The sequence below is a fragment of the Providencia sp. PROV252 genome (assembly GCF_033676005.1).
GTDB classification, from domain to species: Bacteria; Pseudomonadota; Gammaproteobacteria; order Enterobacterales; family Enterobacteriaceae; genus Providencia; species Providencia vermicola.
Genome location: NZ_CP096295.1, coordinates 38,212 through 63,761, shown reverse-complemented (window position 1 = coordinate 63,761; position 25,550 = coordinate 38,212). Strand labels below are relative to the sequence as shown.

The 25,550-nt window shown below is 53.9% G+C and carries 27 protein-coding genes and 7 pseudogenes; 20 read left to right on the top strand and 14 right to left on the bottom strand.

Annotated features, from left to right (window positions below):
- Nucleotides 1–11: 11 nt before the first annotated feature.
- Nucleotides 12–1,217, top strand: a complete 1,206-nt coding sequence (tet(B), locus tag M1F05_RS21475; RefSeq protein WP_001089072.1) for a tetracycline efflux MFS transporter Tet(B) — start codon at nucleotides 12–14, stop codon at nucleotides 1,215–1,217.
- Between the two features lie 112 nt (nucleotides 1,218–1,329).
- Here tet(B) and M1F05_RS21470 read toward each other — a convergent pair.
- Nucleotides 1,330–1,647: pseudogene (locus tag M1F05_RS21470) on the bottom strand (tetracyline resistance-associated transcriptional repressor TetC); the annotation flags it as partial.
- 42 nt (nucleotides 1,648–1,689) lie between these two features.
- On the opposite strand from M1F05_RS21470, the gene M1F05_RS21465 reads away from it, so the two are divergent.
- Nucleotides 1,690–2,387, top strand: a protein-coding gene (locus M1F05_RS21465; RefSeq protein WP_095033700.1) for an IS1-like element IS1B family transposase whose coding sequence is annotated in 2 segments (ribosomal slippage) — nucleotides 1,690–1,939 and nucleotides 1,939–2,387 — 699 coding nt in all. Because the reading frame shifts where the segments join, the coding sequence is not laid out codon by codon here.
- Nucleotides 2,388–2,493: 106 nt separating this feature from the next.
- On the opposite strand, the gene merR is transcribed toward M1F05_RS21465, so the two are convergent.
- On the bottom strand, nucleotides 2,494–2,928 hold the full coding sequence (gene merR / locus M1F05_RS21460; protein WP_000429836.1) for an Hg(II)-responsive transcriptional regulator: 435 nt from the start codon (nucleotides 2,926–2,928) through the stop codon (nucleotides 2,494–2,496).
- A gap of 71 nt (nucleotides 2,929–2,999) precedes the next feature.
- Between merR and M1F05_RS21455 the strand changes: the two genes are divergently transcribed.
- From M1F05_RS21455 to M1F05_RS21405, 11 genes and pseudogenes are all read left to right on the top strand, one after another.
- Entirely contained in the window at nucleotides 3,000–3,350 is a 351-nt protein-coding gene (locus tag M1F05_RS21455; RefSeq protein ID WP_001294663.1) for a mercuric transport protein MerT, read from the top strand.
- Nucleotides 3,351–3,363: 13 nt separating this feature from the next.
- On the top strand, nucleotides 3,364–3,639 hold the full coding sequence (merP, locus tag M1F05_RS21450) for a mercury resistance system periplasmic binding protein MerP (RefSeq protein ID WP_000732292.1): 276 nt from the start codon (nucleotides 3,364–3,366) through the stop codon (nucleotides 3,637–3,639).
- A 35-nt stretch (nucleotides 3,640–3,674) separates the two neighbouring features.
- On the top strand, nucleotides 3,675–4,097 hold the full coding sequence (gene merC, locus M1F05_RS21445; RefSeq protein ID WP_001340589.1) for an organomercurial transporter MerC: 423 nt from the start codon (nucleotides 3,675–3,677) through the stop codon (nucleotides 4,095–4,097).
- 51 nt (nucleotides 4,098–4,148) lie between these two features.
- Entirely contained in the window at nucleotides 4,149–5,843 is a 1,695-nt protein-coding gene (merA, locus tag M1F05_RS21440; RefSeq protein ID WP_000105636.1) for a mercury(II) reductase, read from the top strand.
- Between the two features lie 17 nt (nucleotides 5,844–5,860).
- Complete coding sequence (gene merD, locus M1F05_RS21435) at nucleotides 5,861–6,223, top strand: mercury resistance co-regulator MerD (RefSeq protein ID WP_001277456.1); 363 nt, start codon at nucleotides 5,861–5,863, stop codon at nucleotides 6,221–6,223.
- Entirely contained in the window at nucleotides 6,220–6,456 is a 237-nt protein-coding gene (gene merE / locus M1F05_RS21430; protein ID WP_000993386.1) for a broad-spectrum mercury transporter MerE, read from the top strand. The genes merD and merE overlap by 4 nt, the downstream gene beginning before the upstream one ends.
- Nucleotides 6,457–6,491: 35 nt before the next feature.
- Nucleotides 6,492–7,160 (top strand): EAL domain-containing protein, encoded by a 669-nt coding sequence (locus M1F05_RS21425; RefSeq protein WP_001300294.1) that lies wholly within the window; start codon nucleotides 6,492–6,494, stop codon nucleotides 7,158–7,160.
- Nucleotides 7,161–7,234: 74 nt separating this feature from the next.
- Nucleotides 7,235–8,485, top strand: a pseudogene (locus M1F05_RS21420) (transposase); the annotation flags it as partial.
- A gap of 64 nt (nucleotides 8,486–8,549) precedes the next feature.
- On the top strand, nucleotides 8,550–9,254 hold the full coding sequence (locus M1F05_RS21415) for an IS6-like element IS26 family transposase (protein ID WP_001067855.1): 705 nt from the start codon (nucleotides 8,550–8,552) through the stop codon (nucleotides 9,252–9,254).
- A gap of 449 nt (nucleotides 9,255–9,703) precedes the next feature.
- Nucleotides 9,704–11,179, top strand: coding sequence for an ABC-F type ribosomal protection protein Msr(E) (msr(E), locus tag M1F05_RS21410; protein WP_000052512.1), 1,476 nt, complete (start codon nucleotides 9,704–9,706; stop codon nucleotides 11,177–11,179).
- Between the two features lie 55 nt (nucleotides 11,180–11,234).
- On the top strand, nucleotides 11,235–12,119 hold the full coding sequence (locus M1F05_RS21405) for an Mph(E) family macrolide 2'-phosphotransferase (protein WP_000155092.1): 885 nt from the start codon (nucleotides 11,235–11,237) through the stop codon (nucleotides 12,117–12,119).
- A 189-nt stretch (nucleotides 12,120–12,308) separates the two neighbouring features.
- On the opposite strand, the pseudogene M1F05_RS21400 reads toward M1F05_RS21405, so the two are convergent.
- A pseudogene (locus tag M1F05_RS21400) lies at nucleotides 12,309–12,599 on the bottom strand (helix-turn-helix domain-containing protein); the annotation flags it as partial.
- 56 nt (nucleotides 12,600–12,655) lie between these two features.
- Here M1F05_RS21400 and M1F05_RS21395 point away from each other — a divergent pair.
- The 3 genes and pseudogenes from M1F05_RS21395 (at nucleotide 12,656) to M1F05_RS21385 (ending at nucleotide 14,843) form a co-directional block, all read left to right on the top strand.
- On the top strand, nucleotides 12,656–13,360 hold the full coding sequence (locus M1F05_RS21395) for an IS6-like element IS26 family transposase (protein WP_001067855.1): 705 nt from the start codon (nucleotides 12,656–12,658) through the stop codon (nucleotides 13,358–13,360).
- Between the two features lie 53 nt (nucleotides 13,361–13,413).
- Nucleotides 13,414–13,848, top strand: a pseudogene (locus M1F05_RS21390) (Mu transposase C-terminal domain-containing protein); the annotation flags it as partial.
- 2 nt (nucleotides 13,849–13,850) lie between these two features.
- The gene (locus M1F05_RS21385) at nucleotides 13,851–14,843 is read left to right on the top strand and encodes a TniB family NTP-binding protein (protein WP_001381192.1); all 993 of its coding nucleotides are present in this window, start codon (nucleotides 13,851–13,853) and stop codon (nucleotides 14,841–14,843) included.
- Here M1F05_RS21385 and M1F05_RS21380 read toward each other — a convergent pair.
- The 5 genes and pseudogenes from M1F05_RS21380 to M1F05_RS21360 form a co-directional block, all read right to left on the bottom strand.
- Nucleotides 14,812–15,312: a GNAT family N-acetyltransferase gene (locus M1F05_RS21380; protein WP_000376623.1), complete on the bottom strand. Its 501-nt coding sequence runs from the start codon at nucleotides 15,310–15,312 to the stop codon at nucleotides 14,812–14,814. The genes M1F05_RS21385 and M1F05_RS21380 overlap by 32 nt on opposite strands.
- A 127-nt stretch (nucleotides 15,313–15,439) precedes the next feature.
- Complete coding sequence (gene sul1, locus M1F05_RS21375; protein WP_000259031.1) at nucleotides 15,440–16,279, bottom strand: sulfonamide-resistant dihydropteroate synthase Sul1; 840 nt, start codon at nucleotides 16,277–16,279, stop codon at nucleotides 15,440–15,442.
- Nucleotides 16,273–16,620 carry a quaternary ammonium compound efflux SMR transporter QacE delta 1 gene (locus tag M1F05_RS21370; protein WP_000679427.1) on the bottom strand — a complete coding sequence of 116 codons (348 nt, stop codon included), beginning with the start codon at nucleotides 16,618–16,620 and terminating at the stop codon, nucleotides 16,273–16,275. Before M1F05_RS21370 ends, sul1 (M1F05_RS21375) begins: the two co-directional genes overlap by 7 nt.
- A gap of 222 nt (nucleotides 16,621–16,842) precedes the next feature.
- A complete protein-coding gene (locus M1F05_RS21365; RefSeq protein ID WP_001749986.1) occupies nucleotides 16,843–17,295 on the bottom strand; it encodes an NAD(+)--rifampin ADP-ribosyltransferase Arr-3 in 453 nt (150 codons plus the stop codon).
- An 84-nt stretch (nucleotides 17,296–17,379) separates the two neighbouring features.
- Nucleotides 17,380–17,793 (bottom strand): annotated as a pseudogene (locus M1F05_RS21360) (CatB-related O-acetyltransferase); the annotation flags it as partial.
- On the opposite strand from M1F05_RS21360, the pseudogene M1F05_RS21355 reads away from it, so the two are divergent.
- From M1F05_RS21355 to M1F05_RS21340, 4 genes and pseudogenes are all read left to right on the top strand, one after another.
- Nucleotides 17,792–17,935, top strand: a pseudogene (locus M1F05_RS21355) (IS30 family transposase); the annotation flags it as partial. The pseudogenes M1F05_RS21360 and M1F05_RS21355 sit on opposite strands and share 2 nt — an antisense overlap.
- Before the next feature lie 100 nt (nucleotides 17,936–18,035).
- The gene (locus M1F05_RS21350) at nucleotides 18,036–18,848 is read left to right on the top strand and encodes a subclass B1 metallo-beta-lactamase NDM-1 (RefSeq protein ID WP_004201164.1); all 813 of its coding nucleotides are present in this window, start codon (nucleotides 18,036–18,038) and stop codon (nucleotides 18,846–18,848) included.
- A 3-nt stretch (nucleotides 18,849–18,851) separates the two neighbouring features.
- A complete protein-coding gene (ble, locus tag M1F05_RS21345; protein WP_004201167.1) occupies nucleotides 18,852–19,217 on the top strand; it encodes a bleomycin binding protein Ble-MBL in 366 nt (121 codons plus the stop codon).
- A 4-nt stretch (nucleotides 19,218–19,221) separates the two neighbouring features.
- Entirely contained in the window at nucleotides 19,222–19,716 is a 495-nt protein-coding gene (locus M1F05_RS21340; RefSeq protein ID WP_223231887.1) for a phosphoribosylanthranilate isomerase, read from the top strand.
- A 177-nt stretch (nucleotides 19,717–19,893) separates the two neighbouring features.
- On the opposite strand, the gene M1F05_RS21335 is transcribed toward M1F05_RS21340, so the two are convergent.
- From M1F05_RS21335 to M1F05_RS21310, 6 genes and pseudogenes are all read right to left on the bottom strand, one after another.
- Nucleotides 19,894–21,435 carry an IS91-like element ISCR1 family transposase gene (locus tag M1F05_RS21335; protein ID WP_000050481.1) on the bottom strand — a complete coding sequence of 514 codons (1,542 nt, stop codon included), beginning with the start codon at nucleotides 21,433–21,435 and terminating at the stop codon, nucleotides 19,894–19,896.
- A gap of 404 nt (nucleotides 21,436–21,839) precedes the next feature.
- Nucleotides 21,840–22,679 carry a sulfonamide-resistant dihydropteroate synthase Sul1 gene (sul1, locus tag M1F05_RS21330; RefSeq protein ID WP_000259031.1) on the bottom strand — a complete coding sequence of 280 codons (840 nt, stop codon included), beginning with the start codon at nucleotides 22,677–22,679 and terminating at the stop codon, nucleotides 21,840–21,842.
- Entirely contained in the window at nucleotides 22,673–23,020 is a 348-nt protein-coding gene (locus M1F05_RS21325) for a quaternary ammonium compound efflux SMR transporter QacE delta 1 (RefSeq protein ID WP_000679427.1), read from the bottom strand. Before M1F05_RS21325 ends, sul1 (M1F05_RS21330) begins: the two co-directional genes overlap by 7 nt.
- Nucleotides 23,021–23,136: 116 nt before the next feature.
- Nucleotides 23,137–23,975 (bottom strand): annotated as a pseudogene (gene aadA1, locus M1F05_RS21320) (ANT(3'')-Ia family aminoglycoside nucleotidyltransferase AadA1).
- Between the two features lie 16 nt (nucleotides 23,976–23,991).
- Complete coding sequence (locus M1F05_RS21315; RefSeq protein WP_000846390.1) at nucleotides 23,992–24,792, bottom strand: oxacillin-hydrolyzing class D beta-lactamase OXA-10; 801 nt, start codon at nucleotides 24,790–24,792, stop codon at nucleotides 23,992–23,994.
- Nucleotides 24,793–25,087: 295 nt separating this feature from the next.
- Nucleotides 25,088–25,540, bottom strand: a complete 453-nt coding sequence (locus tag M1F05_RS21310) for an NAD(+)--rifampin ADP-ribosyltransferase Arr-2 (protein ID WP_000237816.1) — start codon at nucleotides 25,538–25,540, stop codon at nucleotides 25,088–25,090.
- Between the last annotated feature and the right edge of the window lie 10 nt (nucleotides 25,541–25,550).

Below are 25,550 nucleotides of genomic sequence, written 5' to 3'. Positions count from 1 at the left end.
AGAAAAGTGAAATGAATAGTTCGACAAAGATCGCATTGGTAATTACGTTACTCGATGCCATGGGGATTGGCCTTATCATGCCAGTCTTGCCAACGTTATTACGTGAATTTATTGCTTCGGAAGATATCGCTAACCACTTTGGCGTATTGCTTGCACTTTATGCGTTAATGCAGGTTATCTTTGCTCCTTGGCTTGGAAAAATGTCTGACCGATTTGGTCGGCGCCCAGTGCTGTTGTTGTCATTAATAGGCGCATCGCTGGATTACTTATTGCTGGCTTTTTCAAGTGCGCTTTGGATGCTGTATTTAGGCCGTTTGCTTTCAGGGATCACAGGAGCTACTGGGGCTGTCGCGGCATCGGTCATTGCCGATACCACCTCAGCTTCTCAACGCGTGAAGTGGTTCGGTTGGTTAGGGGCAAGTTTTGGGCTTGGTTTAATAGCGGGGCCTATTATTGGTGGTTTTGCAGGAGAGATTTCACCGCATAGTCCCTTTTTTATCGCTGCGTTGCTAAATATTGTCACTTTCCTTGTGGTTATGTTTTGGTTCCGTGAAACCAAAAATACACGTGATAATACAGATACCGAAGTAGGGGTTGAGACGCAATCGAATTCGGTATACATCACTTTATTTAAAACGATGCCCATTTTGTTGATTATTTATTTTTCAGCGCAATTGATAGGCCAAATTCCCGCAACGGTGTGGGTGCTATTTACCGAAAATCGTTTTGGATGGAATAGCATGATGGTTGGCTTTTCATTAGCGGGTCTTGGTCTTTTACACTCAGTATTCCAAGCCTTTGTGGCAGGAAGAATAGCCACTAAATGGGGCGAAAAAACGGCAGTACTGCTCGGATTTATTGCAGATAGTAGTGCATTTGCCTTTTTAGCGTTTATATCTGAAGGTTGGTTAGTTTTCCCTGTTTTAATTTTATTGGCTGGTGGTGGGATCGCTTTACCTGCATTACAGGGAGTGATGTCTATCCAAACAAAGAGTCATCAGCAAGGTGCTTTACAGGGATTATTGGTGAGCCTTACCAATGCAACCGGTGTTATTGGCCCATTACTGTTTGCTGTTATTTATAATCATTCACTACCAATTTGGGATGGCTGGATTTGGATTATTGGTTTAGCGTTTTACTGTATTATTATCCTGCTATCGATGACCTTCATGTTAACCCCTCAAGCTCAGGGGAGTAAACAGGAGACAAGTGCTTAGTTATTTCGTCACCAAATGATGTTATTCCGCGAAATATAATGACCCTCTTGATAACCCAAGAGGGCATTTTTTACGATAAAGAAGATTTAGCTTCAAATAAAACCTATCTATTTTATTTATCTTTCAAGCTCAATAAAAAGCCGCGGTAAATAGCAATAAATTGGCCTTTTTTATCGGCAAGCTCTTTTAGGTTTTTCGCATGTATTGCGATATGCATAAACCAGCCATTGAGTAAGTTTTTAAGCACATCATCATCATAAGCTTTAAGTTGTTTCTCTTGGATCAATTTGCTGACAATGGCGTTTACCTTACCAGTAATGTATTCAAGGCTAATTTTTTCAAGTTCATTCCAACCAATGATAGGCATCACTTCTTGGATAGGGATAAGGTTTTTATTATTATCAATAATATAATCAAGGTGATGCTGCCAACTTACTGATTTAGTGTATGATGGTGTTTTTGAGGTGCTCCAGTGGCTTCTGTTTCTATCAGCTGTCCCTCCTGTTCAGCTACTGACGGGGTGGTGCGTAACGGCAAAAGCACCGCCGGACATCAGCGCTATCTCTGCTCTCACTGCCGTAAAACATGGCAACTGCAGTTCACTTACACCGCTTCTCAACCCGGTACGCACCAGAAAATCATTGATATGGCCATGAATGGCGTTGGATGCCGGGCAACCGCCCGCATTATGGGCGTTGGCCTCAACACGATTTTCCGCCATTTAAAAAACTCAGGCCGCAGTCGGTAACCTCGCGCATACAGCCGGGCAGTGACGTCATCGTCTGCGCGGAAATGGACGAACAGTGGGGATACGTCGGGGCTAAATCGCGCCAGCGCTGGCTGTTTTACGCGTATGACAGGCTCCGGAAGACGGTTGTTGCGCACGTATTCGGTGAACGCACTATGGCGACGCTGGGGCGTCTTATGAGCCTGCTGTCACCCTTTGACGTGGTGATATGGATGACGGATGGCTGGCCGCTGTATGAATCCCGCCTGAAGGGAAAGCTGCACGTAATCAGCAAGCGATATACGCAGCGAATTGAGCGGCATAACCTGAATCTGAGGCAGCACCTGGCACGGCTGGGACGGAAGTCGCTGTCGTTCTCAAAATCGGTGGAGCTGCATGACAAAGTCATCGGGCATTATCTGAACATAAAACACTATCAATAAGTTGGAGTCATTACCCCCCGGACGAGTGGGAATCCATGGTAGGGATTTTTACCGAAATGGAAGAACACTATTAGGGGGCACCTCAGAAAACGGAAAATAAAGCACGCTAAGGCATAGCTGACCTTGCCAGGCCTGCTTCGCCCTGTAGTGACGCGATCAACGGGCAGGAAACATTCCCCTTTCGTGCATGGCAGGCGCACACGAGTTCAGACAGCACGGTTTCCATGCGCGCCAAGTCGGCCATCTTCTCGCGCACGTCCTTGAGCTTGTGTTCGGCCAGGCTGCTGGCCTCCTCGCAGTGGGTGCCATCGTCGAGCCGCAACAGCTCGGCAATCTCGTCCAGACTGAACCCCAGCCGCTGTGCCGATTTCACGAATTTCACCCGAACCACGTCCGCCTCCCCATAGCGGCGGATGCTGCCGTAAGGCTTGTCCGGTTCCCGCAACAGGCCCTTGCGCTGATAGAAGCGGATTGTCTCCACGTTGACCCCGGCCGCCTTGGCAAAAACGCCAATGGTCAGGTTTTCCAAATTATTTTCCATATCGCTTGACTCCGTACATGAGTACGGAAGTAAGGTTACGCTATCCAATCCAAATTCAAAAGGGCCAACGTATGTCTGAACCACAAAACGGGCGCGGTGCGCTCTTCGCCGGCGGGCTGGCCGCCATTCTTGCATCGACCTGCTGCCTGGGGCCGCTAGTACTGGTCGCCCTGGGCTTCTCCGGTGCTTGGATCGGCAACCTGACGGTGCTGGAACCCTATCGACCGTTGTTCATCGGCGCGGCGCTAGTGGCGCTGTTCTTCGCCTGGAAGCGGATTTACCGGCCCGTGCAGGCATGCAAGCCAGGTGAGGTCTGCGCGATTCCGCAGGTGCGCGCCACCTACAAGCTGATTTTCTGGATCGTGGCCGTGCTGGTCCTGGTCGCGCTTGGATTTCCCTATGTCGTTCCATTTTTCTATTAACCAGGAGTTCATCATGAAGAAACTGTTTGCCTCCCTTGCCCTCGCCGCCGCTGTTGCCCCGGTGTGGGCCGCTACCCAGACCGTCACGCTAGCGGTTCCCGGCATGACTTGCGCCGCCTGCCCGATCACAGTCAAGAAAGCGCTCTCCAAGGTCGAAGGCGTGAGCAAGGTCGATGTGGGCTTCGAGAAGCGCGAGGCCGTCGTCACTTTTGACGACACCAAGGCCAGCGTACAGAAGCTGACCAAGGCCACCGCAGACGCCGGCTATCCGTCCAGCGTCAAGCAGTGAGCCAGCAAGCCAACGACAACAGCGAGAGCCGCTTCATGGGACTGATGACACGCATTGCCGATAAAACCGGCGCGCTCGGCAGCGTCGTTTCCGCGATGGGCTGCGCCGCCTGCTTTCCAGCCCTCGCCAGCTTCGGCGCGGCCATCGGGCTGGGCTTCTTGAGCCAGTACGAGGGACTGTTCATCAGCCGCCTGCTGCCGCTGTTTGCCGCGCTGGCCTTCCTGGCGAACGCGCTGGGTTGGTTCAGTCATCGGCAATGGCTGCGCAGTCTGCTCGGCATGATCGGCCCGGCCATCGTGTTTGCGGCCACGGTCTGGCTGCTCGGCAACTGGTGGACGGCGAACCTGATGTACGTCGGCCTGGCCTTGATGATTGGGGTGTCGATCTGGGACTTCGTGTCGCCGGCGCATCGCCGTTGCGGACCGGACGGCTGCGAACTCCCCGCCAAGCGCTTGTGAAAGACGGCTGACCGTGCGACACGGCGGCCCACACGAATAAGGAACGATGGTATGAGCACTCTCAAAATCACCGGCATGACTTGCGACTCGTGCGCAGTGCATGTCAAGGACGCCCTGGAGAAAGTGCCCGGCGTGCAATCAGCGGATGTCTCCTACGCCAAGGGCAGCGCCAAGCTCGCCATTGAGGTCGGCACGTCACCCGACGCGCTGACGGCCGCTGTAGCTGGACTCGGTTATCGGGCCACGCTGGCCGATGCCCCCTCAGTTTCGACGCCGGGCGGATTGCTCGACAAGATGCGCGATCTGCTGGGCAGAAACGACAAGACGGGTAGCAGCGGCGCATTGCATATCGCCGTCATCGGCAGCGGCGGGGCCGCGATGGCAGCGGCGCTGAAGGCCGTCGAGCAAGGCGCACGTGTCACGCTGATCGAGCGCGGCACCATCGGCGGCACCTGCGTCAATGTCGGTTGTGTGCCGTCCAAGATCATGATCCGCGCCGCCCATATCGCCCATCTGCGCCGGGAAAGCCCGTTCGATGGCGGCATCGCCGCTACCACGCCGACCATCCAGCGCACGGCGCTGCTGGCCCAGCAGCAGGCCCGCGTCGATGAACTGCGCCACGCCAAGTACGAAGGCATCTTGGAGGGCAATCCGGCGATCACTGTGCTGCACGGCTCCGCCCGCTTTAAGGACAATCGCAACCTGATCGTGCAACTCAACGACGGCGGCGAGCGCGTGGTGGCATTCGACCGCTGCCTGATCGCCACCGGCGCGAGCCCGGCCGTGCCGCCGATTCCCGGCCTGAAAGACACTCCGTACTGGACTTCCACTGAAGCGCTGGTCAGCGAGACGATTCCTAAGCGCCTGGCCGTGATTGGCTCATCAGTGGTGGCGCTGGAGCTGGCGCAGGCGTTCGCCCGACTCGGAGCGAAGGTGACGATCCTGGCTCGCAGCACGCTGTTCTTCCGCGAAGACCCAGCTATAGGCGAAGCCGTCACGGCCGCATTCCGCATGGAGGGCATCGAGGTGAGGGAACACACCCAGGCCAGCCAGGTCGCGTATATCAATGGTGAAGGGGACGGCGAATTCGTGCTCACCACGGCGCACGGCGAACTGCGCGCCGACAAGCTGCTGGTCGCCACCGGCCGCGCGCCCAACACACGCAAGCTGGCACTGGATGCGACGGGCGTCACGCTCACCCCGCAAGGCGCTATCGTCATCGACCCCGGCATGCGTACAAGCGTGGAACACATCTACGCCGCAGGCGACTGCACCGACCAGCCGCAGTTCGTCTATGTGGCGGCAGCGGCCGGCACTCGCGCCGCGATCAACATGACCGGCGGTGACGCGGCCCTGAACCTGACCGCGATGCCGGCCGTGGTGTTCACCGACCCGCAAGTGGCGACCGTAGGCTACAGCGAGGCGGAAGCGCACCATGACGGCATCAAAACTGATAGTCGCACGCTAACGCTGGACAACGTGCCGCGCGCGCTCGCCAACTTCGACACGCGCGGCTTCATCAAACTGGTGGTTGAAGAAGGCAGCGGACGACTGATCGGCGTGCAGGCAGTGGCCCCGGAAGCGGGCGAACTGATCCAGACGGCCGCACTGGCGATTCGCAACCGGATGACGGTGCAGGAACTGGCCGACCAGTTGTTCCCCTACCTGACGATGGTCGAAGGGTTGAAGCTCGCGGCGCAGACCTTCAACAAGGATGTGAAGCAGCTTTCCTGCTGCGCCGGGTGAGGACAAGGAGGTGTGCGATGAGCGCCTACACGGTATCGCAACTGGCCCATAACGCTGGGGTGAGCGTACATATCGTGCGCGACTACCTGGTGCGCGGCTTGTTACGGCCGGTGGCCTGCACCACGGGCGGCTACGGCGTGTTCGACGATGCGGCCTTGCAACGGCTGTGCTTCGTGCGCGCGGCCTTCGAGGCGGGTATCGGCCTGGATGCCCTGGCGCGGCTGTGCCGTGCGCTCGACGCAGCGGACGGCGCACAAGCCGCAGCGCAGCTTGCCGTGCTGCGCCAGTTGGTCGAGCGGCGGCGCGCGGCGTTGGCCCATCTGGACGCGCAACTGGCCTCCATGCCAGCCGAGCGGGCGCACGAGGAGGCATTGCCGTGAACGCCCCTGACAAACTGCCGCCCGAGACGCGCCAACCCGTTTCCGGCTACCTGTGGGGTGCGCTGGCCGTGTTGACCTGCCCCTGCCATCTGCCGATTCTCGCCGCCGTGCTGGCCGGGACGACCGCCGGTGCCTTCCTTGGCGAGCATTGGGGTGTTGCCGCGCTCGCGCTGACCGGCTTGTTCGTTCTGGCCGTAACGCGGCTGCTGCGCGCCTTCCGGGGCGGATCATGACGAGTTCGCAGCCCGCCGGATGGACGGCGGCCGAGTTGGCGCAGGCGGCGGCGCGCGGACAGCTTGACCTGCATTACCAGCCGCTGGTCGATCTGCGCGATCACCGGATCGCTGGCGCGGAAGCGTTGATGCGCTGGCGGCATCCGAGGCTTGGCCTGTTGCCGCCCGGCCAGTTCCTGCCGCTGGCCGAGTCGTTCGGCCTGATGCCGGAAATAGGCGCGTGGGTGCTGGGCGAGGCCTGTCGCCAGATGCACAAGTGGCAAGGACCGGCATGGCAACCGTTCCGTCTTGCCATCAATGTGTCCGCCAGCCAGGTTGGGCCAACGTTCGACGACGAGGTAAAGCGGGTGCTGGCCGATATGGCCCTGCCCGCCGAGCTTCTGGAGATCGAACTGACCGAATCGGTCGCATTCGGCAATCCAGCCCTGTTTGCCAGTTTCGACGCCTTGCGCGCCATCGGCGTGCGCTTCGCCGCCGACGACTTCGGCACCGGCTATTCCTGCCTGCAACATCTGAAATGCTGCCCCATCACCACATTGAAAATCGACCAATCCTTTGTCGCCAGGCTCCCGGATGATGCCCGTGACCAAACTATCGTGCGGGCGGTGATCCAGCTCGCGCACGGGCTGGGCATGGATGTCATTTTCAGAAGACGACTGCACCAGTTGATTGGGCGTAATGGCTGTTGTGCAGCCAGCTCCTGACAGTTCAATATCAGAAGTGATCTGCACCAATCTCGACTATGCTCAATACTCGTGTGCACCAAAGCGAGGTGAGCATGGCGACGGACACCCCACGGATTCCAGAACAAGGCGTGGCCACTCTGCCTGATGAGGCTTGGGAGCGTGCGCGCCGTCGTGCGGAGATCATCAGTCCGTTGGCGCAGTCGGAGACGGTCGGGCACGAAGCGGCCGATATGGCGGCTCAGGCGCTGGGCTTGTCTCGGCGCCAGGTATACGTTCTGATCCGGCGTGCCCGGCAAGGCAGCGGCCTCGTGACGGATCTGGTGCCCGGCCAGTCCGGTGGAGGTAAAGGTAAGGGGCGCTTGCCGGAACCGGTCGAGCGCGTCATCCACGAGCTACTGCAAAAGCGGTTCCTGACCAAGCAGAAGCGCAGCCTAGCGGCCTTTCACCGCGAAGTCACTCAGGTGTGCAAGGCTCAAAAACTGCGAGTGCCGGCGCGCAATACCGTGGCCTTACGGATCGCTAGCCTTGACCCGCGCAAGGTCATCCGCCGGCGGGAAGGCCAGGATGCCGCTCGTGACCTACAAGGTGTGGGCGGCGAGCCTCCTGCCGTGACCGCGCCGCTGGAGCAGGTGCAGATAGACCATACGGTCATCGACCTGATCGTGGTCGATGACCGCGACCGGCAACCTATTGGCCGCCCGTACCTGACCCTCGCCATCGACGTGTTCACCCGCTGCGTGCTCGGCATGGTCGTCACGCTGGAAGCGCCGTCTGCCGTTTCGGTTGGCCTGTGCCTCGTGCATGTCGCCTGCGACAAGCGCCCTTGGCTGGAAGGACTGAACGTGGAAATGGATTGGCAGATGAGCGGCAAGCCCTTGCTGCTCTACCTAGACAACGCGGCCGAGTTCAAGAGCGAGGCCCTGCGCCGGGGTTGCGAGCAGCATGGCATCCGGCTGGACTATCGCCCGCTGGGACAGCCGCACTATGGCGGCATCGTGGAACGGATCATCGGCACGGCGATGCAGATGATTCACGACGAACTGCCGGGAACGACCTTCTCCAACCCTGACCAGCGCGGCGACTACGATTCCGAAAACAAGGCCGCCCTGACGCTGCGCGAGCTAGAGCGCTGGCTCACATTGGCGGTCGGCACCTACCACGGTTCGGTGCACAACGGCCTGCTCCAACCGCCGGCCGCGCGCTGGGCCGAGGCCGTGGCGCGTGTCGGCGTACCGGCCGTCGTCACACGCGCTACTTCGTTCCTGGTCGATTTTCTGCCGATCCTCCGGCGCACGCTGACCCGCACCGGCTTTGTCATCGACCACATCCACTACTACGCCGATGGGCACTGTTGCAAATAGTCGGTGGTGATAAACTTATCATCCCCTTTTGCTGATGGAGCTGCACATGAACCCATTCAAAGGCCGGCATTTTCAGCGTGACATCATTCTGTGGGCCGTACGCTGGTACTGCAAATACGGCATCAGTTACCGTGAGCTGCAGGAGATGCTGGCTGAACGCGGAGTGAATGTCGATCACTCCACGATTTACCGCTGGGTTCAGCGTTATGCGCCTGAAATGGAAAAACGGCTGCGCTGGTACTGGCGTAACCCTTCCGATCTTTGCCCGTGGCACATGGATGAAACCTACGTGAAGGTCAATGGCCGCTGGGCGTATCTGTACCGGGCCGTCGACAGCCGGGGCCGCACTGTCGATTTTTATCTCTCCTCCCGTCGTAACAGCAAAGCTGCATACCGGTTTCTGGGTAAAATCCTCAACAACGTGAAGAAGTGGCAGATCCCGCGATTCATCAACACGGATAAAGCGCCCGCCTATGGTCGCGCGCTTGCTCTGCTCAAACGCGAAGGCCGGTGCCCGTCTGACGTTGAACACCGACAGATTAAGTACCGGAACAACGTGATTGAATGCGATCATGGCAAACTGAAACGGATAATCGGCGCCACGCTGGGATTTAAATCCATGAAGACGGCTTACGCCACCATCAAAGGTATTGAGGTGATGCGTGCACTACGCAAAGGCCAGGCCTCAGCATTTTATTATGGTGATCCCCTGGGCGAAATGCGCCTGGTAAGCAGAGTTTTTGAAATGTAAGGCCTTTGAATAAGACAAAAGGCTGCCTCATCGCTAACTTTGCAACAGTGCCTAAAATAAGCCTTATATCCAAGCATAAAACAAGGTTGTCTAGACTTCTTTTAACAGTAAAGTTATCATAAAACTGAATTTTATTTTTTAGGTAAGTTTATGCATTCTATCCGCATTCGTTAAGACACAACTATTTGCATAGTGACACTATTTTATAATGGTGGGCTTTTGTTGTGTCTTTAAGAATATATGCGGATATATAAAGTAAAAGTATGCTTAATTTATAAGTATGCTTTTAGTGCATAGTTTCCAGTTATAACTTAATTGACTAGCTATTTGTCCACCCTGTGGATGAATAGCTTTTTTTTTGGGAGGACACTGTGATGCTAGCTTTTGTTTTCACCTAAATCCTGTTTGCTGCATAAAAAATTTCAAGAGCTAAACAGGAGTAAATAAAAATGAGTTTAATTATTAAAGCGAGAAACATACGCTTGGATTATGCTGGGCGTGATGTTTTGGATATTGATGAATTGGAAATTCACTCTTATGACCGTATTGGTCTTGTGGGTGATAACGGAGCAGGAAAGAGTAGTTTACTCAAAGTACTTAATGGCGAAATTGTTTTAGCCGAAGCGACATTACAGCGTTTTGGTGATTTTGCACATATCAGCCAACTGGGCGGAATCGAAATAGAAACGGTCGAAGACCGGGCAATGTTATCTCGCCTTGGTGTTTCCAATGTACAAAACGACACAATGAGTGGCGGAGAGGAAACTCGTGCAAAAATTGCTGCCGCATTTTCCCAACAAGTACATGGCATTCTAGCGGATGAACCAACCAGCCACCTTGATCTCAATGGAATAGATCTACTTATTGGTCAACTTAAAGCATTTGATGGAGCATTACTTGTTATCAGTCATGACCGATATTTTCTTGATATGGTTGTAGACAAGATATGGGAGTTAAAAGACGGTAAAATTACGGAATATTGGGGTGGTTACTCGGATTACTTGCGTCAAAAAGAAGAAGAGCGACAACACCAAGCCGTAGAATATGAGCTGATGATGAAGGAACGGGAGCGATTAGAATCTGCTGTGCAAGAAAAACGCCAGCAAGCTAATCGATTAGACAATAAGAAAAAAGGAGAAAAATCCAAAAACTCTACCGAAAGTGCTGGACGACTTGGGCATGCAAAAATGACTGGCACCAAGCAAAGAAAACTGTATCAGGCAGCTAAGAGTATGGAAAAGCGTTTGGCTGCATTAGAAGATATTCAAGCACCAGAGCATTTGCGTTCTATTCGTTTTCGTCAAAGTTCAGCCCTAGAACTGCACAATAAGTTCCCGATTACGGCAGATGGTCTGAGCTTAAAATTTGGTAGCCGTACTATCTTTGATGACGCTAACTTTATAATACCGCTTGGCGCTAAAGTCGCTATAACTGGATCGAATGGAACAGGGAAAACGTCCTTGTTAAAAATGATATCAGAACGTGCTGATGGATTAACCATATCTCCAAAAGCTGAAATTGGCTACTTTACACAAACAGGATATAAATTTAACACGCATAAATCTGTGCTCTCCTTTATGCAGGAAGAGTGCGAGTACACAGTTGCGGAAATTCGTGCAGTATTGGCTTCAATGGGGATCGGAGCGAATGATATTCAAAAAAACTTATCCGACTTATCGGGAGGTGAAATCATCAAACTGCTTTTATCCAAAATGCTTTTAGGAAAATATAATATTTTGCTTATGGATGAACCAGGAAACTATCTTGACCTAAAAAGTATTGCCGCATTAGAAACAATGATGAAGTCCTATGCAGGAACTATTATCTTCGTATCTCATGACAAGCAATTGGTCGATAATATTGCTGACATTATCTACGAGATCAAAGACCACAAAATCATCAAGACTTTTGAGAGAGATTGTTAATGATAGCCAATCTAATCCGAACATTAATTATTGAACTCTTTAAAGGAAATTAAAAATGACAATTCAAGATATTCAATCACTTGCTGAAGCACACGGCTTGTTGCTTACGGACAAAATGAATTTCAATGAAATGGGCATTGATTTTAAGGTCGTTTTTGCTCTTGATACAAAGGGGCAACAATGGTTGCTGCGTATTCCTCGTCGTGATGGCATGAGGGAACAAATCAAGAAAGAAAAACGCATTTTAGAATTGGTAAAAAAACATCTTTCTGTAGAGGTTCCTGATTGGAGAATTTCATCTACAGAATTAGTGGCTTATCCCATACTTAAAGATAATCCTGTTTTAAATTTGGATGCTGAAACCTATGAAATAATTTGGAATATGGACAAAGATAGCCCGAAATACATAACATCTTTGGCAAAAACCTTATTTGAAATCCATAGTATTCCTGAAAAAGAAGTTCGGGAAAATGATTTGAAAATTATGAAACCTTCAGATTTAAGACCTGAAATAGCAAACAATTTGCAGTTAGTAAAATCTGAAATTGGTATAAGTGAGCAATTGGAAACCCGCTACAGAAAATGGTTGGATAATGATGTTCTATGGGCAGATTTCACCCAATTTATACATGGCGATTTATATGCTGGGCATGTACTAGCTTCAAAGGATGGAGCTGTTTCAGGCGTTATTGATTGGTCAACAGCCCATATAGATGACCCAGCGATTGATTTTGCTGGGCATGTAACTTTGTTTGGAGAAGAAAGCCTCAAAACTCTAATCATCGAGTATGAAAAACTAGGGGGTAAAGTTTGGAATAAACTATATGAACAGACTTTAGAAAGAGCAGCGGCCTCTCCTTTGATGTATGGTTTATTTGCCTTAGAAACTCAAAATGAAAGCCTTATCGTTGGAGCAAAAGCTCAGTTGGGAGTTATATAATTTAAAAATATGATTGCTGAGAACTGCCTTGTTTTGAAACTTGGTTGGCTTTAATTAGTTTTTAGTATTCTTTATAGAAAATGCCTCGATCAAGGGGCATTTCTAACAATCATTTAACATAAAATTTCTTATGTGAAGTAACCTGAATGCAGCGGTGCCCCATTGGGGGCGCGTTGAGATAAGCCTCTTTTAGATAACTTTAGCAACTCGATAGACAGTTGCAACTCCACAATTCACTGCTTTGGCAATTTCTTCCTTAGTCATATTGCCAACTACTAGCAATTCTTTTATTCGTTTATGTTTAGCCTCATTTGCCTTCTTGCCTGTTGGTTTGTAACCCGAACGTGCCAGGCCCTGCTTAATACGTTCTATACGTTTCTCATTGTCTAGGCGGGCCATTGTTGCCAGAAGATCAATCAACATATTGTTGATGAGTTCCAAGATTGAATGAGTAATGCTGTCACTGGTTTGAAGGCACTGTTGCAAATAGTCGGTGGTGATAAACTTATCATCCCCTTTTGCTGATGGAGCTGCACATGAACCCATTCAAAGGCCGGCATTTTCAGCGTGACATCATTCTGTGGGCCGTACGCTGGTACTGCAAATACGGCATCAGTTACCGTGAGCTGCAGGAGATGCTGGCTGAACGCGGAGTGAATGTCGATCACTCCACGATTTACCGCTGGGTTCAGCGTTATGCGCCTGAAATGGAAAAACGGCTGCGCTGGTACTGGCGTAACCCTTCCGATCTTTGCCCGTGGCACATGGATGAAACCTACGTGAAGGTCAATGGCCGCTGGGCGTATCTGTACCGGGCCGTCGACAGCCGGGGCCGCACTGTCGATTTTTATCTCTCCTCCCGTCGTAACAGCAAAGCTGCATACCGGTTTCTGGGTAAAATCCTCAACAACGTGAAGAAGTGGCAGATCCCGCGATTCATCAACACGGATAAAGCGCCCGCCTATGGTCGCGCGCTTGCTCTGCTCAAACGCGAAGGCCGGTGCCCGTCTGACGTTGAACACCGACAGATTAAGTACCGGAACAACGTGATTGAATGCGATCATGGCAAACTGAAACGGATAATCGGCGCCACGCTGGGATTTAAATCCATGAAGACGGCTTACGCCACCATCAAAGGTATTGAGGTGATGCGTGCACTACGCAAAGGCCAGGCCTCAGCATTTTATTATGGTGATCCCCTGGGCGAAATGCGCCTGGTAAGCAGAGTTTTTGAAATGTAAGGCCTTTGAATAAGACAAAAGGCTGCCTCATCGCTAACTTTGCAACAGTGCCCGCCGATGCGCTCAAGCCGTGGATTGCGCGGCGTGAACGCTGGCCGTCCTTTCTGATCCGGCGCGATCCGCGCGACATCAGCCGTATCTGGGTCCTGGAACCGGAGGGACAGCATTACCTGGAAATTCCCTACCGTACCTTGTCGCATCCGGCTGTCACCCTCTGGGAACAACGGCAGGCGCTGGCGAAACTGCGGCAGCAAGGGCGCGAACAGGTGGATGAGTCGGCGCTGTTCCGCATGATCGGCCAGATGCGTGAGATTGTGACCAGCGCGCAGAAGGCCACACGCAAGGCGCGGCGTGACGCGGATCGCCGCCAGCACCTCAAGACATCAGCTCGGCCGGACAAGCCCGTTCCGCCGGATACGGATATTGCCGACCCGCAGGCAGACAACTTGCCACCCGCCAAACCGTTCGACCAGATTGAGGAGTGGTAGCCGTGGACGAATATCCCATCATCGACCTGTCCCACCTGCTGCCGGCGGCCCAGGGCTTGGCCCGTCTTCCGGCGGACGAGCGCATCCAGCGCCTTCGCGCCGACCGCTGGATCGGCTATCCGCGCGCAGTCGAGGCGCTGAACCGGCTGGAAGCCCTTTATGCGTGGCCAAACAAGCAACGCATGCCCAACCTGCTGCTGGTTGGCCCGACCAACAATGGCAAGTCGATGATCGTCGAGAAGTTCCGCCGCACCCACCCGGCCAGCTCCGACGCCGACCAGGAGCACATCCCGGTGTTGGTCGTGCAGATGCCGTCCGAGCCGTCCGTGATCCGCTTCTACGTCGCGCTGCTCGCCGCGATGGGCGCGCCGCTGCGCCCACGCCCACGGTTGCCGGAAATGGAGCAACTGGCTCTGGCACTGCTGCGCAAGGTCGGCGTGCGCATGCTGGTGATCGACGAGCTGCACAACGTGCTGGCCGGCAACAGCGTCAACCGCCGGGAATTCCTCAACCTGCTGCGCTTCCTCGGCAACGAACTGCGCATCCCGTTGGTTGGGGTAGGCACGCGCGACGCCTACCTAGCCATCCGCTCCGATGACCAGTTGGAAAATCGCTTCGAGCCGATGATGCTGCCGGTATGGGAGGCCAACGACGATTGCTGCTCACTGCTGGCCAGCTTCGCCGCTTCGCTCCCGCTGCGCCGGCCTTCCCCAATTGCCACGCTGGACATGGCTCGCTACCTGCTCACACGCAGCGAGGGCACCATAGGGGAACTGGCGCACTTGCTGATGGCGGCGGCCATCGTCGCCGTGGAGAGCGGCGAGGAAGCGATCAACCATCGCACACTCAGCATGGCCTGTCGACAACCTCTCGCGCAACCAAGACATCGCGGTCGGACTGCAAGTGATCTTGAAGCCACGGGCCCGTCCCACCCCGACATGGACCTCGATGCCCGAACGGACGTTAGATTTCGAGTTCTAGGCGTTCTGCGATGAAGGTTGGATCCCAGCCGGGATTGAAAGTGTCGACGTGGGTGAATCCGAGCCGCTCGTATAGGCCACGCAGGTTCGGGTGGCAGTCGAGCCGCAGCTTGGCGCACCCCTGCGTTCGCGCGGCATGGCGGCAAGCCTCGATCAGCGCGGAGCTGACACCCCGGCCCGCATGTGTCCGTCGCACCGCGAGCTTGTGCAGATATGCGGCCTCCCCCTTGAGGGCGTCGGGCCAGAACTCGGGATCCTCGGCCGACAAGGTGCAACAGCCGACGATGCCGTCGCTGCAACTCGCGACTAGGAGCTCGGATCTCAGGACGAAGGTCTCCGCGAATGTCCGGTCGATCCGCGCGACGTCCCAGGCGGGCGTTCCCTTGGCGGACATCCACGCCGCAGCGTCGTGCATCAGCCGCACAACCTCGTCGATATCACCCGAGCAGGCGACCCGAACGTTCGGAGGCTCCTCGCTGTCCATTCGCTCCCCTGGCGCGGTATGAACCGCCGCCTCATAGTGCAGTTTGATCCTGACGAGCCCAGCATGTCTGCGCCCACCTTCGCGGAACCTGACCAGGGTCCGCTAGCGGGCGGCCGGAAGGTGAATGCTAGGCATGATCTAACCCTCGGTCTCTGGCGTCGCGACTGCGAAATTTCGCGAGGGTTTCCGAGAAGGTGATTGCGCTTCGCAGATCTCCAGGCGCGTGGGTGCGGACGTAGTCAGCGCCATTGCCGATCGCGTGAAGTTCCGCCGCAAGGCTCGCTGGACCCAGATCCTTTACAGGAAGGCCAACGGTGGCGCCCAAGAAGGATTTCCGCGACACCGAGACCAATAGCGGAAGCCCCAACGCCGACTTCAGCTTTTGAAGGTTCGACAGCACGTGCAGCGATGTTTCCGGTGCGGGGCTCAAGAAAAATCCCATCCCCGGATCGAGGATGAGCCGGTCGGCAGCGACCCCGCTCCGTCGCAAGGCGGAAACCCGCGCCTCGAAGAACCGCACAATCTCGTCGAGCGCGTCTTCGGGTCGAAGGTGACCGGTGCGGGTGGCGATGCCATCCCGCTGCGCTGAGTGCATAACCACCAGCCTGCAGTCCGCCTCAGCAATATCGGGATAGAGCGCAGGGTCAGGAAATCCTTGGATATCGTTCAGGTAGCCCACGCCGCGCTTGAGCGCATAGCGCTGGGTTTCCGGTTGGAAGCTGTCGATTGAAACACGGTGCATCTGATCGGACAGGGCGTCTAAGAGCGGCGCAATACGTCTGATCTCATCGGCCGGCGATACAGGCCTCGCGTCCGGATGGCTGGCGGCCGGTCCGACATCCACGACGTCTGATCCGACTCGCAGCATTTCGATCGCCGCGGTGACAGCGCCGGCGGGGTCTAGCCGCCGGCTCTCATCGAAGAAGGAGTCCTCGGTGAGATTCAGAATGCCGAACACCGTCACCATGGCGTCGGCCTCCGCAGCGACTTCCACGATGGGGATCGGGCGAGCAAAAAGGCAGCAATTATGAGCCCCATACCTACAAAGCCCCACGCATCAAGCTTTTGCCCATGAAGCAACCAGGCAATGGCTGTAATTATGACGACGCCGAGTCCCGACCAGACTGCATAAGCAACACCGACAGGGATGGATTTCAGAACCAGAGAAAGAAAATAAAATGCGATGCCATAACCGATTATGACAACGGCGGAAGGGGCAAGCTTAGTAAAGCCCTCGCTAGATTTTAATGCGGATGTTGCGATTACTTCGCCAACTATTGCGATAACAAGAAAAAGCCAGCCTTTCATGATATATCTCCCAATTTGTGTAGGGCTTATTATGCACGCTTAAAAATAATAAAAGCAGACTTGACCTGATAGTTTGGCTGTGAGCAATTATGTGCTTAGTGCATCTAACGCCGCCATAAACGGCGACAGGGTGGCGCGCCTATTGCGCATAAAATGGCGAAGCCATGCGCAACAGGCGCGGAATCTCTGGCGTCCGGTTTGATGGCTTTGTTATGCAAAGGACTAGTCTTCAATGACGTGTAAACCACGGCGCTTTAAGTCCTCCAACGAATCCAACATTCCCCTTATTAATTCAACAGGATGCCCCTCCCAGTCTTCAACAACGCCAACAATTCTCAAGGGTTCGCAGGTTCTATAGGACTGTGTTGGATTACCGGGAAATCTTTTGTTCGTAAGATTCGGATCGTCTTCGAACGGTCCTGTTGGCTCAACTATGTATATGTAGCCGCGACCCTCGAGGCCAGACAGTGACATAGCAAGTTCAGCTCCCCAAACTGCTGGCTCCATCAAGGCTGAAAAGTAGATGTGCTTAAGAATACGACCGTCCTCGAAATGAGAGATGAACCCTGTGGTTAGCAAGTCACCAATCGCCAAATTGGCTTTGGTTCCATGATAGAACGGTCCTTGCACCTGCTTGTAATTATCATGAGAGATGGGAATCCAATCTTTTACCATTTTAAGACCCTTAATTGTTGGGATTTGGCTGCATAACGCCTGAAATAAGCCGTGCCGCGAAGCGGCATCGGCTTGATTGAATTGTTAGACGGCAAACTCGAGCCAATACTTGTGCAGGCCAACAATATTAGACGAGCACAGCATGGGCATTGCCGCTTTGATCTTCTCCAGTGACCAATTCCACCACTCCATCTCCAGAAGCAATGAAATTTCCTCATCGGTGAAGCGTTTCTTAATCTTCTTAGCGGGATTGCCGCCAACGATAGCGTAAGGCTCCACATCTTTTGTCACCAACGAGCGGCTGCCTATCACCGCACCGTGCCCGATCTTGATTCCGGGCATGACCATTGCCTCAGAGCCGATCCAAACGTCATTGCCAATGACAGTATTACCTGCTTTTTGGAAGGCATCGAGTGCGCTTGAGAATGCAGGTTCTTCCTGCATATAAAAGAACGGGAAAGATGATGCCCAGTCGTACCGATGCCCCTGATTGCCAGCAGATCAGCATTATTTAAATCAAGTTGCCATGTCACTGAATACTCGTCCTAGAAAGGCGTTAGATTGGCTTACACCATTAGAGAAATTTGCTCAGCTTGTTGATTATCATATGGCTTTTGAAACTGTCGCACCTCATGTTTGAATTCGCCCCATATTTTTGCTACAGTGAACCAAATTAAGATCATCTATTTACTAGGCCTCGCATTTGCGGGGTTTTTAATGCTGAATAAAAGGAAAACTTGATGGAATTGCCCAATATTATGCACCCGGTCGCGAAGCTGAGCACCGCATTAGCCGCTGCATTGATGCTGAGCGGGTGCATGCCCGGTGAAATCCGCCCGACGATTGGCCAGCAAATGGAAACTGGCGACCAACGGTTTGGCGATCTGGTTTTCCGCCAGCTCGCACCGAATGTCTGGCAGCACACTTCCTATCTCGACATGCCGGGTTTCGGGGCAGTCGCTTCCAACGGTTTGATCGTCAGGGATGGCGGCCGCGTGCTGGTGGTCGATACCGCCTGGACCGATGACCAGACCGCCCAGATCCTCAACTGGATCAAGCAGGAGATCAACCTGCCGGTCGCGCTGGCGGTGGTGACTCACGCGCATCAGGACAAGATGGGCGGTATGGACGCGCTGCATGCGGCGGGGATTGCGACTTATGCCAATGCGTTGTCGAACCAGCTTGCCCCGCAAGAGGGGATGGTTGCGGCGCAACACAGCCTGACTTTCGCCGCCAATGGCTGGGTCGAACCAGCAACCGCGCCCAACTTTGGCCCGCTCAAGGTATTTTACCCCGGCCCCGGCCACACCAGTGACAATATCACCGTTGGGATCGACGGCACCGACATCGCTTTTGGTGGCTGCCTGATCAAGGACAGCAAGGCCAAGTCGCTCGGCAATCTCGGTGATGCCGACACTGAGCACTACGCCGCGTCAGCGCGCGCGTTTGGTGCGGCGTTCCCCAAGGCCAGCATGATCGTGATGAGCCATTCCGCCCCCGATAGCCGCGCCGCAATCACTCATACGGCCCGCATGGCCGACAAGCTGCGCTGAGCCATGGCTGACCACGTCACCCCCAATCTGCCATCGCGCGATTTCGATGTGACAGAGGCGTTTTATGCGAAGCTGGGCTTTGCGACGAGTTGGAAGGATCGCGGCTGGATGATCCTGCAGCGCGGCGGTTTGCAGCTCGAATTCTTCCCCTATCCTGACCTCGACCCAGCTACGAGCTCGTTCGGCTGTTGCCTGCGGTTGGATGATCTCGATGCCATGGTGGCATTGGTGAACGCGGCGGGAGCCGAGGAAAAAAGCACCGGCTGGCCGCGCTTCAAAGCTCCGCAACTGGAGGCGAGCGGCCTGAGGATCGGCTACCTGATCGATCCCGACTGCACGCTGGTGCGGCTGATCCAGAACCCCGACTGACCGCATGCCCGCGAAAATCAAGATTTGCGGGATCAGCACACCCGAGGCGCTCGATGCGACCATCGCGGCGCGGGCGGACTATGCCGGGTTGGTGTTCTATCCAGCGTCGCCCCGTGCGGTTACGTCGAATGTCGCGGGCGCTTTGACATCGCGCGCAGCTGGCCAGATCGCCATGGTCGGTTTGTTCGTCGATGCGGATGATGCTGTCATCGCCGACGCACTGGTGGCAGCCAAGCTGAACGCGCTGCAGCTGCACGGTTCGGAATCGCCCGAACGCGTGGCCCAGTTGCGCGCGCGGTTTGGCAAGCCGGTGTGGAAGGCGCTGCCCGTCGCCAGCGCCAGCGATGTCGCACGCGCCGCAGCCTATGCCGGGGCGGCGGACTTGATCTTGTTCGACGCCAAGACCCCCAAAGGCGCGCTGCCCGGCGGCATGGGGTTGGCGTTGGGTATAGGAAGTATAAACCACCTTTTTGCTCCTCATCCGAAGTATCTTACCTGAAATTCCCTCACTCGTTTACCGCTCAAGCCCCAATTTTAACTGCCGGTCCAGCCTAAACCGCTCTAATAAGGTTCGATTTGGCGGTAAAATCTCTAGCCTGATAGCTCGAGAGATACAAACTGCCCCACCGCCCCGTTTAAAAGTTGGCAGTGTTGAGCAGTGTTGGATTTGGGGTCGTCAGTCAAAGAGACGACTCTGTGATGGATCGAACAGGCTGGGAGTCAGTGGCGGCGCTCGTTCTGGTGGCAGCTCACGCTGCTTGGCGGCATTCGCCTTGGCTGTTTTCTGTTTCAGATGCTTGAGAATCTGCTCAATGACCTTCGGATCTTCGATGCTGGCAATCACTTTGACGTGACCGCCGCAGTGTTCGCAGACTTCAATATCAATATTGAAGACTCGCTTGAGGCGTTGCATCCAGGTCATGGCGCGGTGGCGCTCTGCAGGACTCTTGTCACGCCAGTTAGTATCGAGACCTTCCGATTTGTCGGGCTTCTTGCCCCGCTTGGCGGGTGTTACTTGAACTCGGTGTTTGCTGTTCGGTGCAAAGACGCCGTGGAAGCGTGTGAGGTTGACTCGCGGCTTAGGTACCAACGCAGCGAGTTTGGCGATGAAGTCCAGCGGCTCGAAGATCACATGGGTGGTGCCATTGCGGTACGGAGTTTTGAGCTCGTAACGCACCTGCCCATTGGCGGTTAATGCCAGACGTTTTTCTGAAACCGCTGGCCGACTAATGTAGCGACACAAGCGCTCAAGCTTATCCCGCTGATGCGCTTCGGCCATCACACCGGCGTGTAGCGAGAAACCAGCATGGTTGGCTACTCGACTGCTTGAGTCGGCTTTATCCTCACGCCCTGGCAAGGTTTGCAGGGTGAAGACTTTGCGCCCTTGCTGGGGGCCGACGGCAATGCGATACGTAACCGAAGCACCATGTAATTGAGTCAGCGTATCGTCTTCGCCCTCTTCCAGTGTCAACCACGTATTCTCGGCATCACGCTCCAAAATCCCACGCTTTTCCATGCAGCGAGCGATGCGATGGCTGAGGGTGTGAGCGAGCGTATTCAGCTCATCGTAAGTGGGTGCCTTGACACGATGGAAGCGTTGCTTGCCATAGTCATCTTCGGCATAGACACCATCGAGAAACAGCATGTGGTAGTGGACATTGAGATTTAGCGCGGAGCCAAAGCGTTGGATAAGAGTCACTGAGCCAGTTTGTGCAGAGGCTTTGGTGTAACCGGCTTTTTTGATCAGATGAGTTGAGAGTGTACGATAGACGATACTCAAGACCTGGCCCATCAGCTGGGGATGGCGAGCCAGCAAAAAGCGTAGCTGGAAAGGAAAGCTGAGCACCCACTGGCGAATGGGCTCCTTGGGGAAGACTTCGTCTATCAGCAGCGCCGCACTCTCGGCCATCCGGCGGGCACCGCAGCTAGGGCAAAAGCCGCGTCGTTTACAGCTGAAGGCGACCAGACGCTCGTGATGACAATCCTCGCAGCGAACCCGCATGAAACCATACTCCAGACGGCCACATTGGAGGAGGTCGTTGAATTCTTGTTGGATGTAGCGAGGCAGGTGTTGACCTTGGGCTTCGAGTGAGGCTTTGAAGGCTGGGTAGTGCTGCTCAACCAGCTGGTAGAGCAGCGTCTGGTCGGGTTGGTGGCGTTCGTAACCGTTTGTTTGAGTGGGCGATTGACTCGCCGTGGCGTTCCTTGCCAGCGACATGGGTATCCTCCGCTGATACTGTGGTTATGTACAGTATCAGCGGCTTGCGTTCAGACGTCCAGTCTGGCCCTAGACATCGCTAAATGCTTAACCCGCAATAGCCCTCACGAGTTGTTATCAGCCACTACCGGTTGAGCGAGAAGGTTTTGGGTTCAGGGTGCTATTGCTCCACCAATCACAATACTGAAGCCCCAACTGTTATCAGTTGGGGCTTTTTCTTGTCTGTTTGCGGCGGTTGCGTTTTATCGGTAGTCGTCGAGCTCTGCACCATCCCACATAAGAGCTTAACGGTGCGATCTTCAACGCCATCACACAAAACTTTCTTTTTCACGCACAGTCAACTTATTGGATGTTTTATTAACAACCCAAAAGGAGATATTTAGCGGGCGGCCGGAAGGTGAATGCTAGGCATGATCTAACCCTCGGTCTCTGGCGTCGCGACTGCGAAATTTCGCGAGGGTTTCCGAGAAGGTGATTGCGCTTCGCAGATCTCCAGGCGCGTGGGTGCGGACGTAGTCAGCGCCATTGCCGATCGCGTGAAGTTCCGCCGCAAGGCTCGCTGGACCCAGATCCTTTACAGGAAGGCCAACGGTGGCGCCCAAGAAGGATTTCCGCGACACCGAGACCAATAGCGGAAGCCCCAACGCCGACTTCAGCTTTTGAAGGTTCGACAGCACGTGCAGCGATGTTTCCGGTGCGGGGCTCAAGAAAAATCCCATCCCCGGATCGAGGATGAGCCGGTCGGCAGCGACCCCGCTCCGTCGCAAGGCGGAAACCCGCGCCTCGAAGAACCGCACAATCTCGTCGAGCGCGTCTTCGGGTCGAAGGTGACCGGTGCGGGTGGCGATGCCATCCCGCTGCGCTGAGTGCATAACCACCAGCCTGCAGTCCGCCTCAGCAATATCGGGATAGAGCGCAGGGTCAGGAAATCCTTGGATATCGTTCAGGTAGCCCACGCCGCGCTTGAGCGCATAGCGCTGGGTTTCCGGTTGGAAGCTGTCGATTGAAACACGGTGCATCTGATCGGACAGGGCGTCTAAGAGCGGCGCAATACGTCTGATCTCATCGGCCGGCGATACAGGCCTCGCGTCCGGATGGCTGGCGGCCGGTCCGACATCCACGACGTCTGATCCGACTCGCAGCATTTCGATCGCCGCGGTGACAGCGCCGGCGGGGTCTAGCCGCCGGCTCTCATCGAAGAAGGAGTCCTCGGTGAGATTCAGAATGCCGAACACCGTCACCATGGCGTCGGCCTCCGCAGCGACTTCCACGATGGGGATCGGGCGAGCAAAAAGGCAGCAATTATGAGCCCCATACCTACAAAGCCCCACGCATCAAGCTTTTGCCCATGAAGCAACCAGGCAATGGCTGTAATTATGACGACGCCGAGTCCCGACCAGACTGCATAAGCAACACCGACAGGGATGGATTTCAGAACCAGAGAAAGAAAATAAAATGCGATGCCATAACCGATTATGACAACGGCGGAAGGGGCAAGCTTAGTAAAGCCCTCGCTAGATTTTAATGCGGATGTTGCGATTACTTCGCCAACTATTGCGATAACAAGAAAAAGCCAGCCTTTCATGATATATCTCCCAATTTGTGTAGGGCTTATTATGCACGCTTAAAAATAATAAAAGCAGACTTGACCTGATAGTTTGGCTGTGAGCAATTATGTGCTTAGTGCATCTAACGCTTGAGTTAAGCCGCGCCGCGAAGCGGCGTCGGCTTGAACGAATTGTTAGACATTATTTGCCGACTACCTTGGTGATCTCGCCTTTCACGTAGTGAACAAATTCTTCCAACTGATCTGCGCGCGAGGCCAAGCGATCTTCTTCTTGTCCAAGATAAGCCTGTCTAGCTTCAAGTATGACGGGCTGATACTGGGCCGGCAGGCGCTCCATTGCCCAGTCGGCAGCGACATCCTTCGGCGCGATTTTGCCGGTTACTGCGCTGTACCAAATGCGGGACAACGTAAGCACTACATTTCGCTCATCGCCAGCCCAGTCGGGCGGCGAGTTCCATAGCGTTAAGGTTTCATTTAGCGCCTCAAATAGATCCTGTTCAGGAACCGGATCAAAGAGTTCCTCCGCCGCTGGACCTACCAAGGCAACGCTATGTTCTCTTGCTTTTGTCAGCAAGATAGCCAGATCAATGTCGATCGTGGCTGGCTCGAAGATACCTGCAAGAATGTCATTGCGCTGCCATTCTCCAAATTGCAGTTCGCGCTTAGCTGGATAACGCCACGGAATGATGTCGTCGTGCACAACAATGGTGACTTCTACAGCGCGGAGAATCTCGCTCTCTCCAGGGGAAGCCGAAGTTTCCAAAAGGTCGTTGATCAAAGCTCGCCGCGTTGTTTCATCAAGCCTTACGGTCACCGTAACCAGCAAATCAATATCACTGTGTGGCTTCAGGCCGCCATCCACTGCGGAGCCGTACAAATGTACGGCCAGCAACGTCGGTTCGAGATGGCGCTCGATGACGCCAACTACCTCTGATAGTTGAGTCGATACTTCGGCGATCACCACTTCCCTCATGATGTTTAACTTTGTTTTAGCCACCAATGATGCCCTCACTTTCCATGATTTTGGTGGGAATGGATTTTCTTAGCGGCAACTTACTTTCGTTGTCTATATCCATGTTAAAGGCGAAAAAGTAAACCTCTGTCTCCTTCTCAACCCACCCAACCCACCATGCGACACCAGGATTTGACTCAGTTCCCACACCAGAAAAACCAGTTTTTGAATGCACTAGATATTCAGGTGCCGCCTCCGTTACCAAAGCCTCTTTTACTATTAGCTGGTTTTCTTTAGATGCTGACAATTTATTTAAATATAGAGACTCTAGAAACTCCACTTGATTAACTGCGGAAATTCTAAGCTGGCCTTCCAACCAGAATTTGTCAATGCCACCACTGATATTCTGGTTGCCATAGGAAAATTTTTTAAGGTATTTCTGCATTCTTACTTCGCCAACTTCTCTGGCGATTTGTTGAAATACGGGAACAGCTGAAACTTGTATTGCCCCTCTTAAGGTCAAGTCTCTTTCCCATTGCTTCATGGCTCTTGGCTTTCCGTCCCATTTGAAAACCTGATGCTCATTCTTTATGACACCAGTTTCTAGGCCGATAATTGCGTTGGGGATCTTAAATGTTGATGCTGGAAGATATTCCTTTGATGCACGAGCTAAGTCATTGGTAGCGCAGGATTTACTGCTACTTTTACAAAGCACGAAGACACCATTGACGGCTTCGGCAGAGAACTCTTTGTTCCAAGACGTATTTTCTGTAATTGAACCAGCTAATGCCGTACTCGAAAGACACGCGATAATTACATATGCGGCAAATGTTTTCATGGCACCTTCTTGGTGGCTAACGTTAATTCGACCTCAGAGGCGTTTAAGTCAAAATACCTCTGACGTCTAACATGATTAATCAAAGTCTGATTTTTTAACAAAATCAGAAAGATAGACGCGAAACTTTAAAACAAAGGCGTCAACACTTCAAGTAGCGATCTTTCGCTTCGGCGAGGCCTAACGCCGCCATAAACGGCGACAGGGTGGCGCGCCTATTGCGCATAAAATGGCGAAGCCATGCGCAACAGGCGCGGAATCTCTGGCGTCCGGTTTGATGGCTTTGTTATGCAAAGGACTAGTCTTCAATGACGTGTAAACCACGGCGCTTTAAGTCCTCTAACGAATCCAACATTCCCCTTATTAATTCAACAGGATGCCCCTCCCAGTCTTCAACAACGCCAACAATTCTCAAGGGTTCGCAGGTTCTATAGGACTGTGTTGGATTACCGGGAAATTTTTTGTTCGTAAGATTCGGATCGTCTTCGAACGGTCCTGTTGGCTCAACTATGTATATGTAGCCGCGACCCTCGAGGCCAGACAGTGACATAGCAAGTTCAGCTCCCCAAACTGCTGGCTCCATCAAGGCTGAAAAGTAGATGTGCTTAAGAATACGACCGTCCTCGAAATGAGAGATGAACCCTGTGGTTAGCAAGTCACCAATCGCCAAATTGGCTTTGGTTCCATGATAGAACGGTCCTTGCACCTGCTTGTAATTATCATGAGAGATGGGAATCCAATCTTTTACCATTTTAAGACCC

What these genes read in the sequence shown, in the direction of transcription:
- M1F05_RS21340 (WP_223231887.1), top strand. Translation starts at nt 19,222, where the DNA reads ATGCCCGCGAAAATCAAGATTTGCGGGATCAGCACACCCGAGGCGCTC.
- M1F05_RS21335 (WP_000050481.1), bottom strand. Translation starts at nt 21,435, where the DNA reads ATGTCGCTGGCAAGGAACGCCACGGCGAGTCAATCGCCCACTCAAACA.
- M1F05_RS21415 (WP_001067855.1), top strand. Translation starts at nt 8,550, where the DNA reads ATGAACCCATTCAAAGGCCGGCATTTTCAGCGTGACATCATTCTGTGG.
- merD (WP_001277456.1), top strand. Translation starts at nt 5,861, where the DNA reads ATGAGCGCCTACACGGTATCGCAACTGGCCCATAACGCTGGGGTGAGC.
- M1F05_RS21395 (WP_001067855.1), top strand. Translation starts at nt 12,656, where the DNA reads ATGAACCCATTCAAAGGCCGGCATTTTCAGCGTGACATCATTCTGTGG.
- sul1 (WP_000259031.1), bottom strand. Translation starts at nt 16,279, where the DNA reads ATGGTGACGGTGTTCGGCATTCTGAATCTCACCGAGGACTCCTTCTTC.
- M1F05_RS21365 (WP_001749986.1), bottom strand. Translation starts at nt 17,295, where the DNA reads ATGGTAAAAGATTGGATTCCCATCTCTCATGATAATTACAAGCAGGTG.
- M1F05_RS21350 (WP_004201164.1), top strand. Translation starts at nt 18,036, where the DNA reads ATGGAATTGCCCAATATTATGCACCCGGTCGCGAAGCTGAGCACCGCA.
- M1F05_RS21380 (WP_000376623.1), bottom strand. Translation starts at nt 15,312, where the DNA reads ATGGACAGCGAGGAGCCTCCGAACGTTCGGGTCGCCTGCTCGGGTGAT.
- merC (WP_001340589.1), top strand. Translation starts at nt 3,675, where the DNA reads ATGGGACTGATGACACGCATTGCCGATAAAACCGGCGCGCTCGGCAGC.
- merA (WP_000105636.1), top strand. Translation starts at nt 4,149, where the DNA reads ATGAGCACTCTCAAAATCACCGGCATGACTTGCGACTCGTGCGCAGTG.
- merR (WP_000429836.1), bottom strand. Translation starts at nt 2,928, where the DNA reads ATGGAAAATAATTTGGAAAACCTGACCATTGGCGTTTTTGCCAAGGCG.
- M1F05_RS21405 (WP_000155092.1), top strand. Translation starts at nt 11,235, where the DNA reads ATGACAATTCAAGATATTCAATCACTTGCTGAAGCACACGGCTTGTTG.
- M1F05_RS21310 (WP_000237816.1), bottom strand. Translation starts at nt 25,540, where the DNA reads ATGGTAAAAGATTGGATTCCCATCTCTCATGATAATTACAAGCAGGTG.
- ble (WP_004201167.1), top strand. Translation starts at nt 18,852, where the DNA reads ATGGCTGACCACGTCACCCCCAATCTGCCATCGCGCGATTTCGATGTG.
- M1F05_RS21455 (WP_001294663.1), top strand. Translation starts at nt 3,000, where the DNA reads ATGTCTGAACCACAAAACGGGCGCGGTGCGCTCTTCGCCGGCGGGCTG.
- M1F05_RS21370 (WP_000679427.1), bottom strand. Translation starts at nt 16,620, where the DNA reads ATGAAAGGCTGGCTTTTTCTTGTTATCGCAATAGTTGGCGAAGTAATC.
- sul1 (WP_000259031.1), bottom strand. Translation starts at nt 22,679, where the DNA reads ATGGTGACGGTGTTCGGCATTCTGAATCTCACCGAGGACTCCTTCTTC.
- M1F05_RS21325 (WP_000679427.1), bottom strand. Translation starts at nt 23,020, where the DNA reads ATGAAAGGCTGGCTTTTTCTTGTTATCGCAATAGTTGGCGAAGTAATC.
- merP (WP_000732292.1), top strand. Translation starts at nt 3,364, where the DNA reads ATGAAGAAACTGTTTGCCTCCCTTGCCCTCGCCGCCGCTGTTGCCCCG.
- M1F05_RS21315 (WP_000846390.1), bottom strand. Translation starts at nt 24,792, where the DNA reads ATGAAAACATTTGCCGCATATGTAATTATCGCGTGTCTTTCGAGTACG.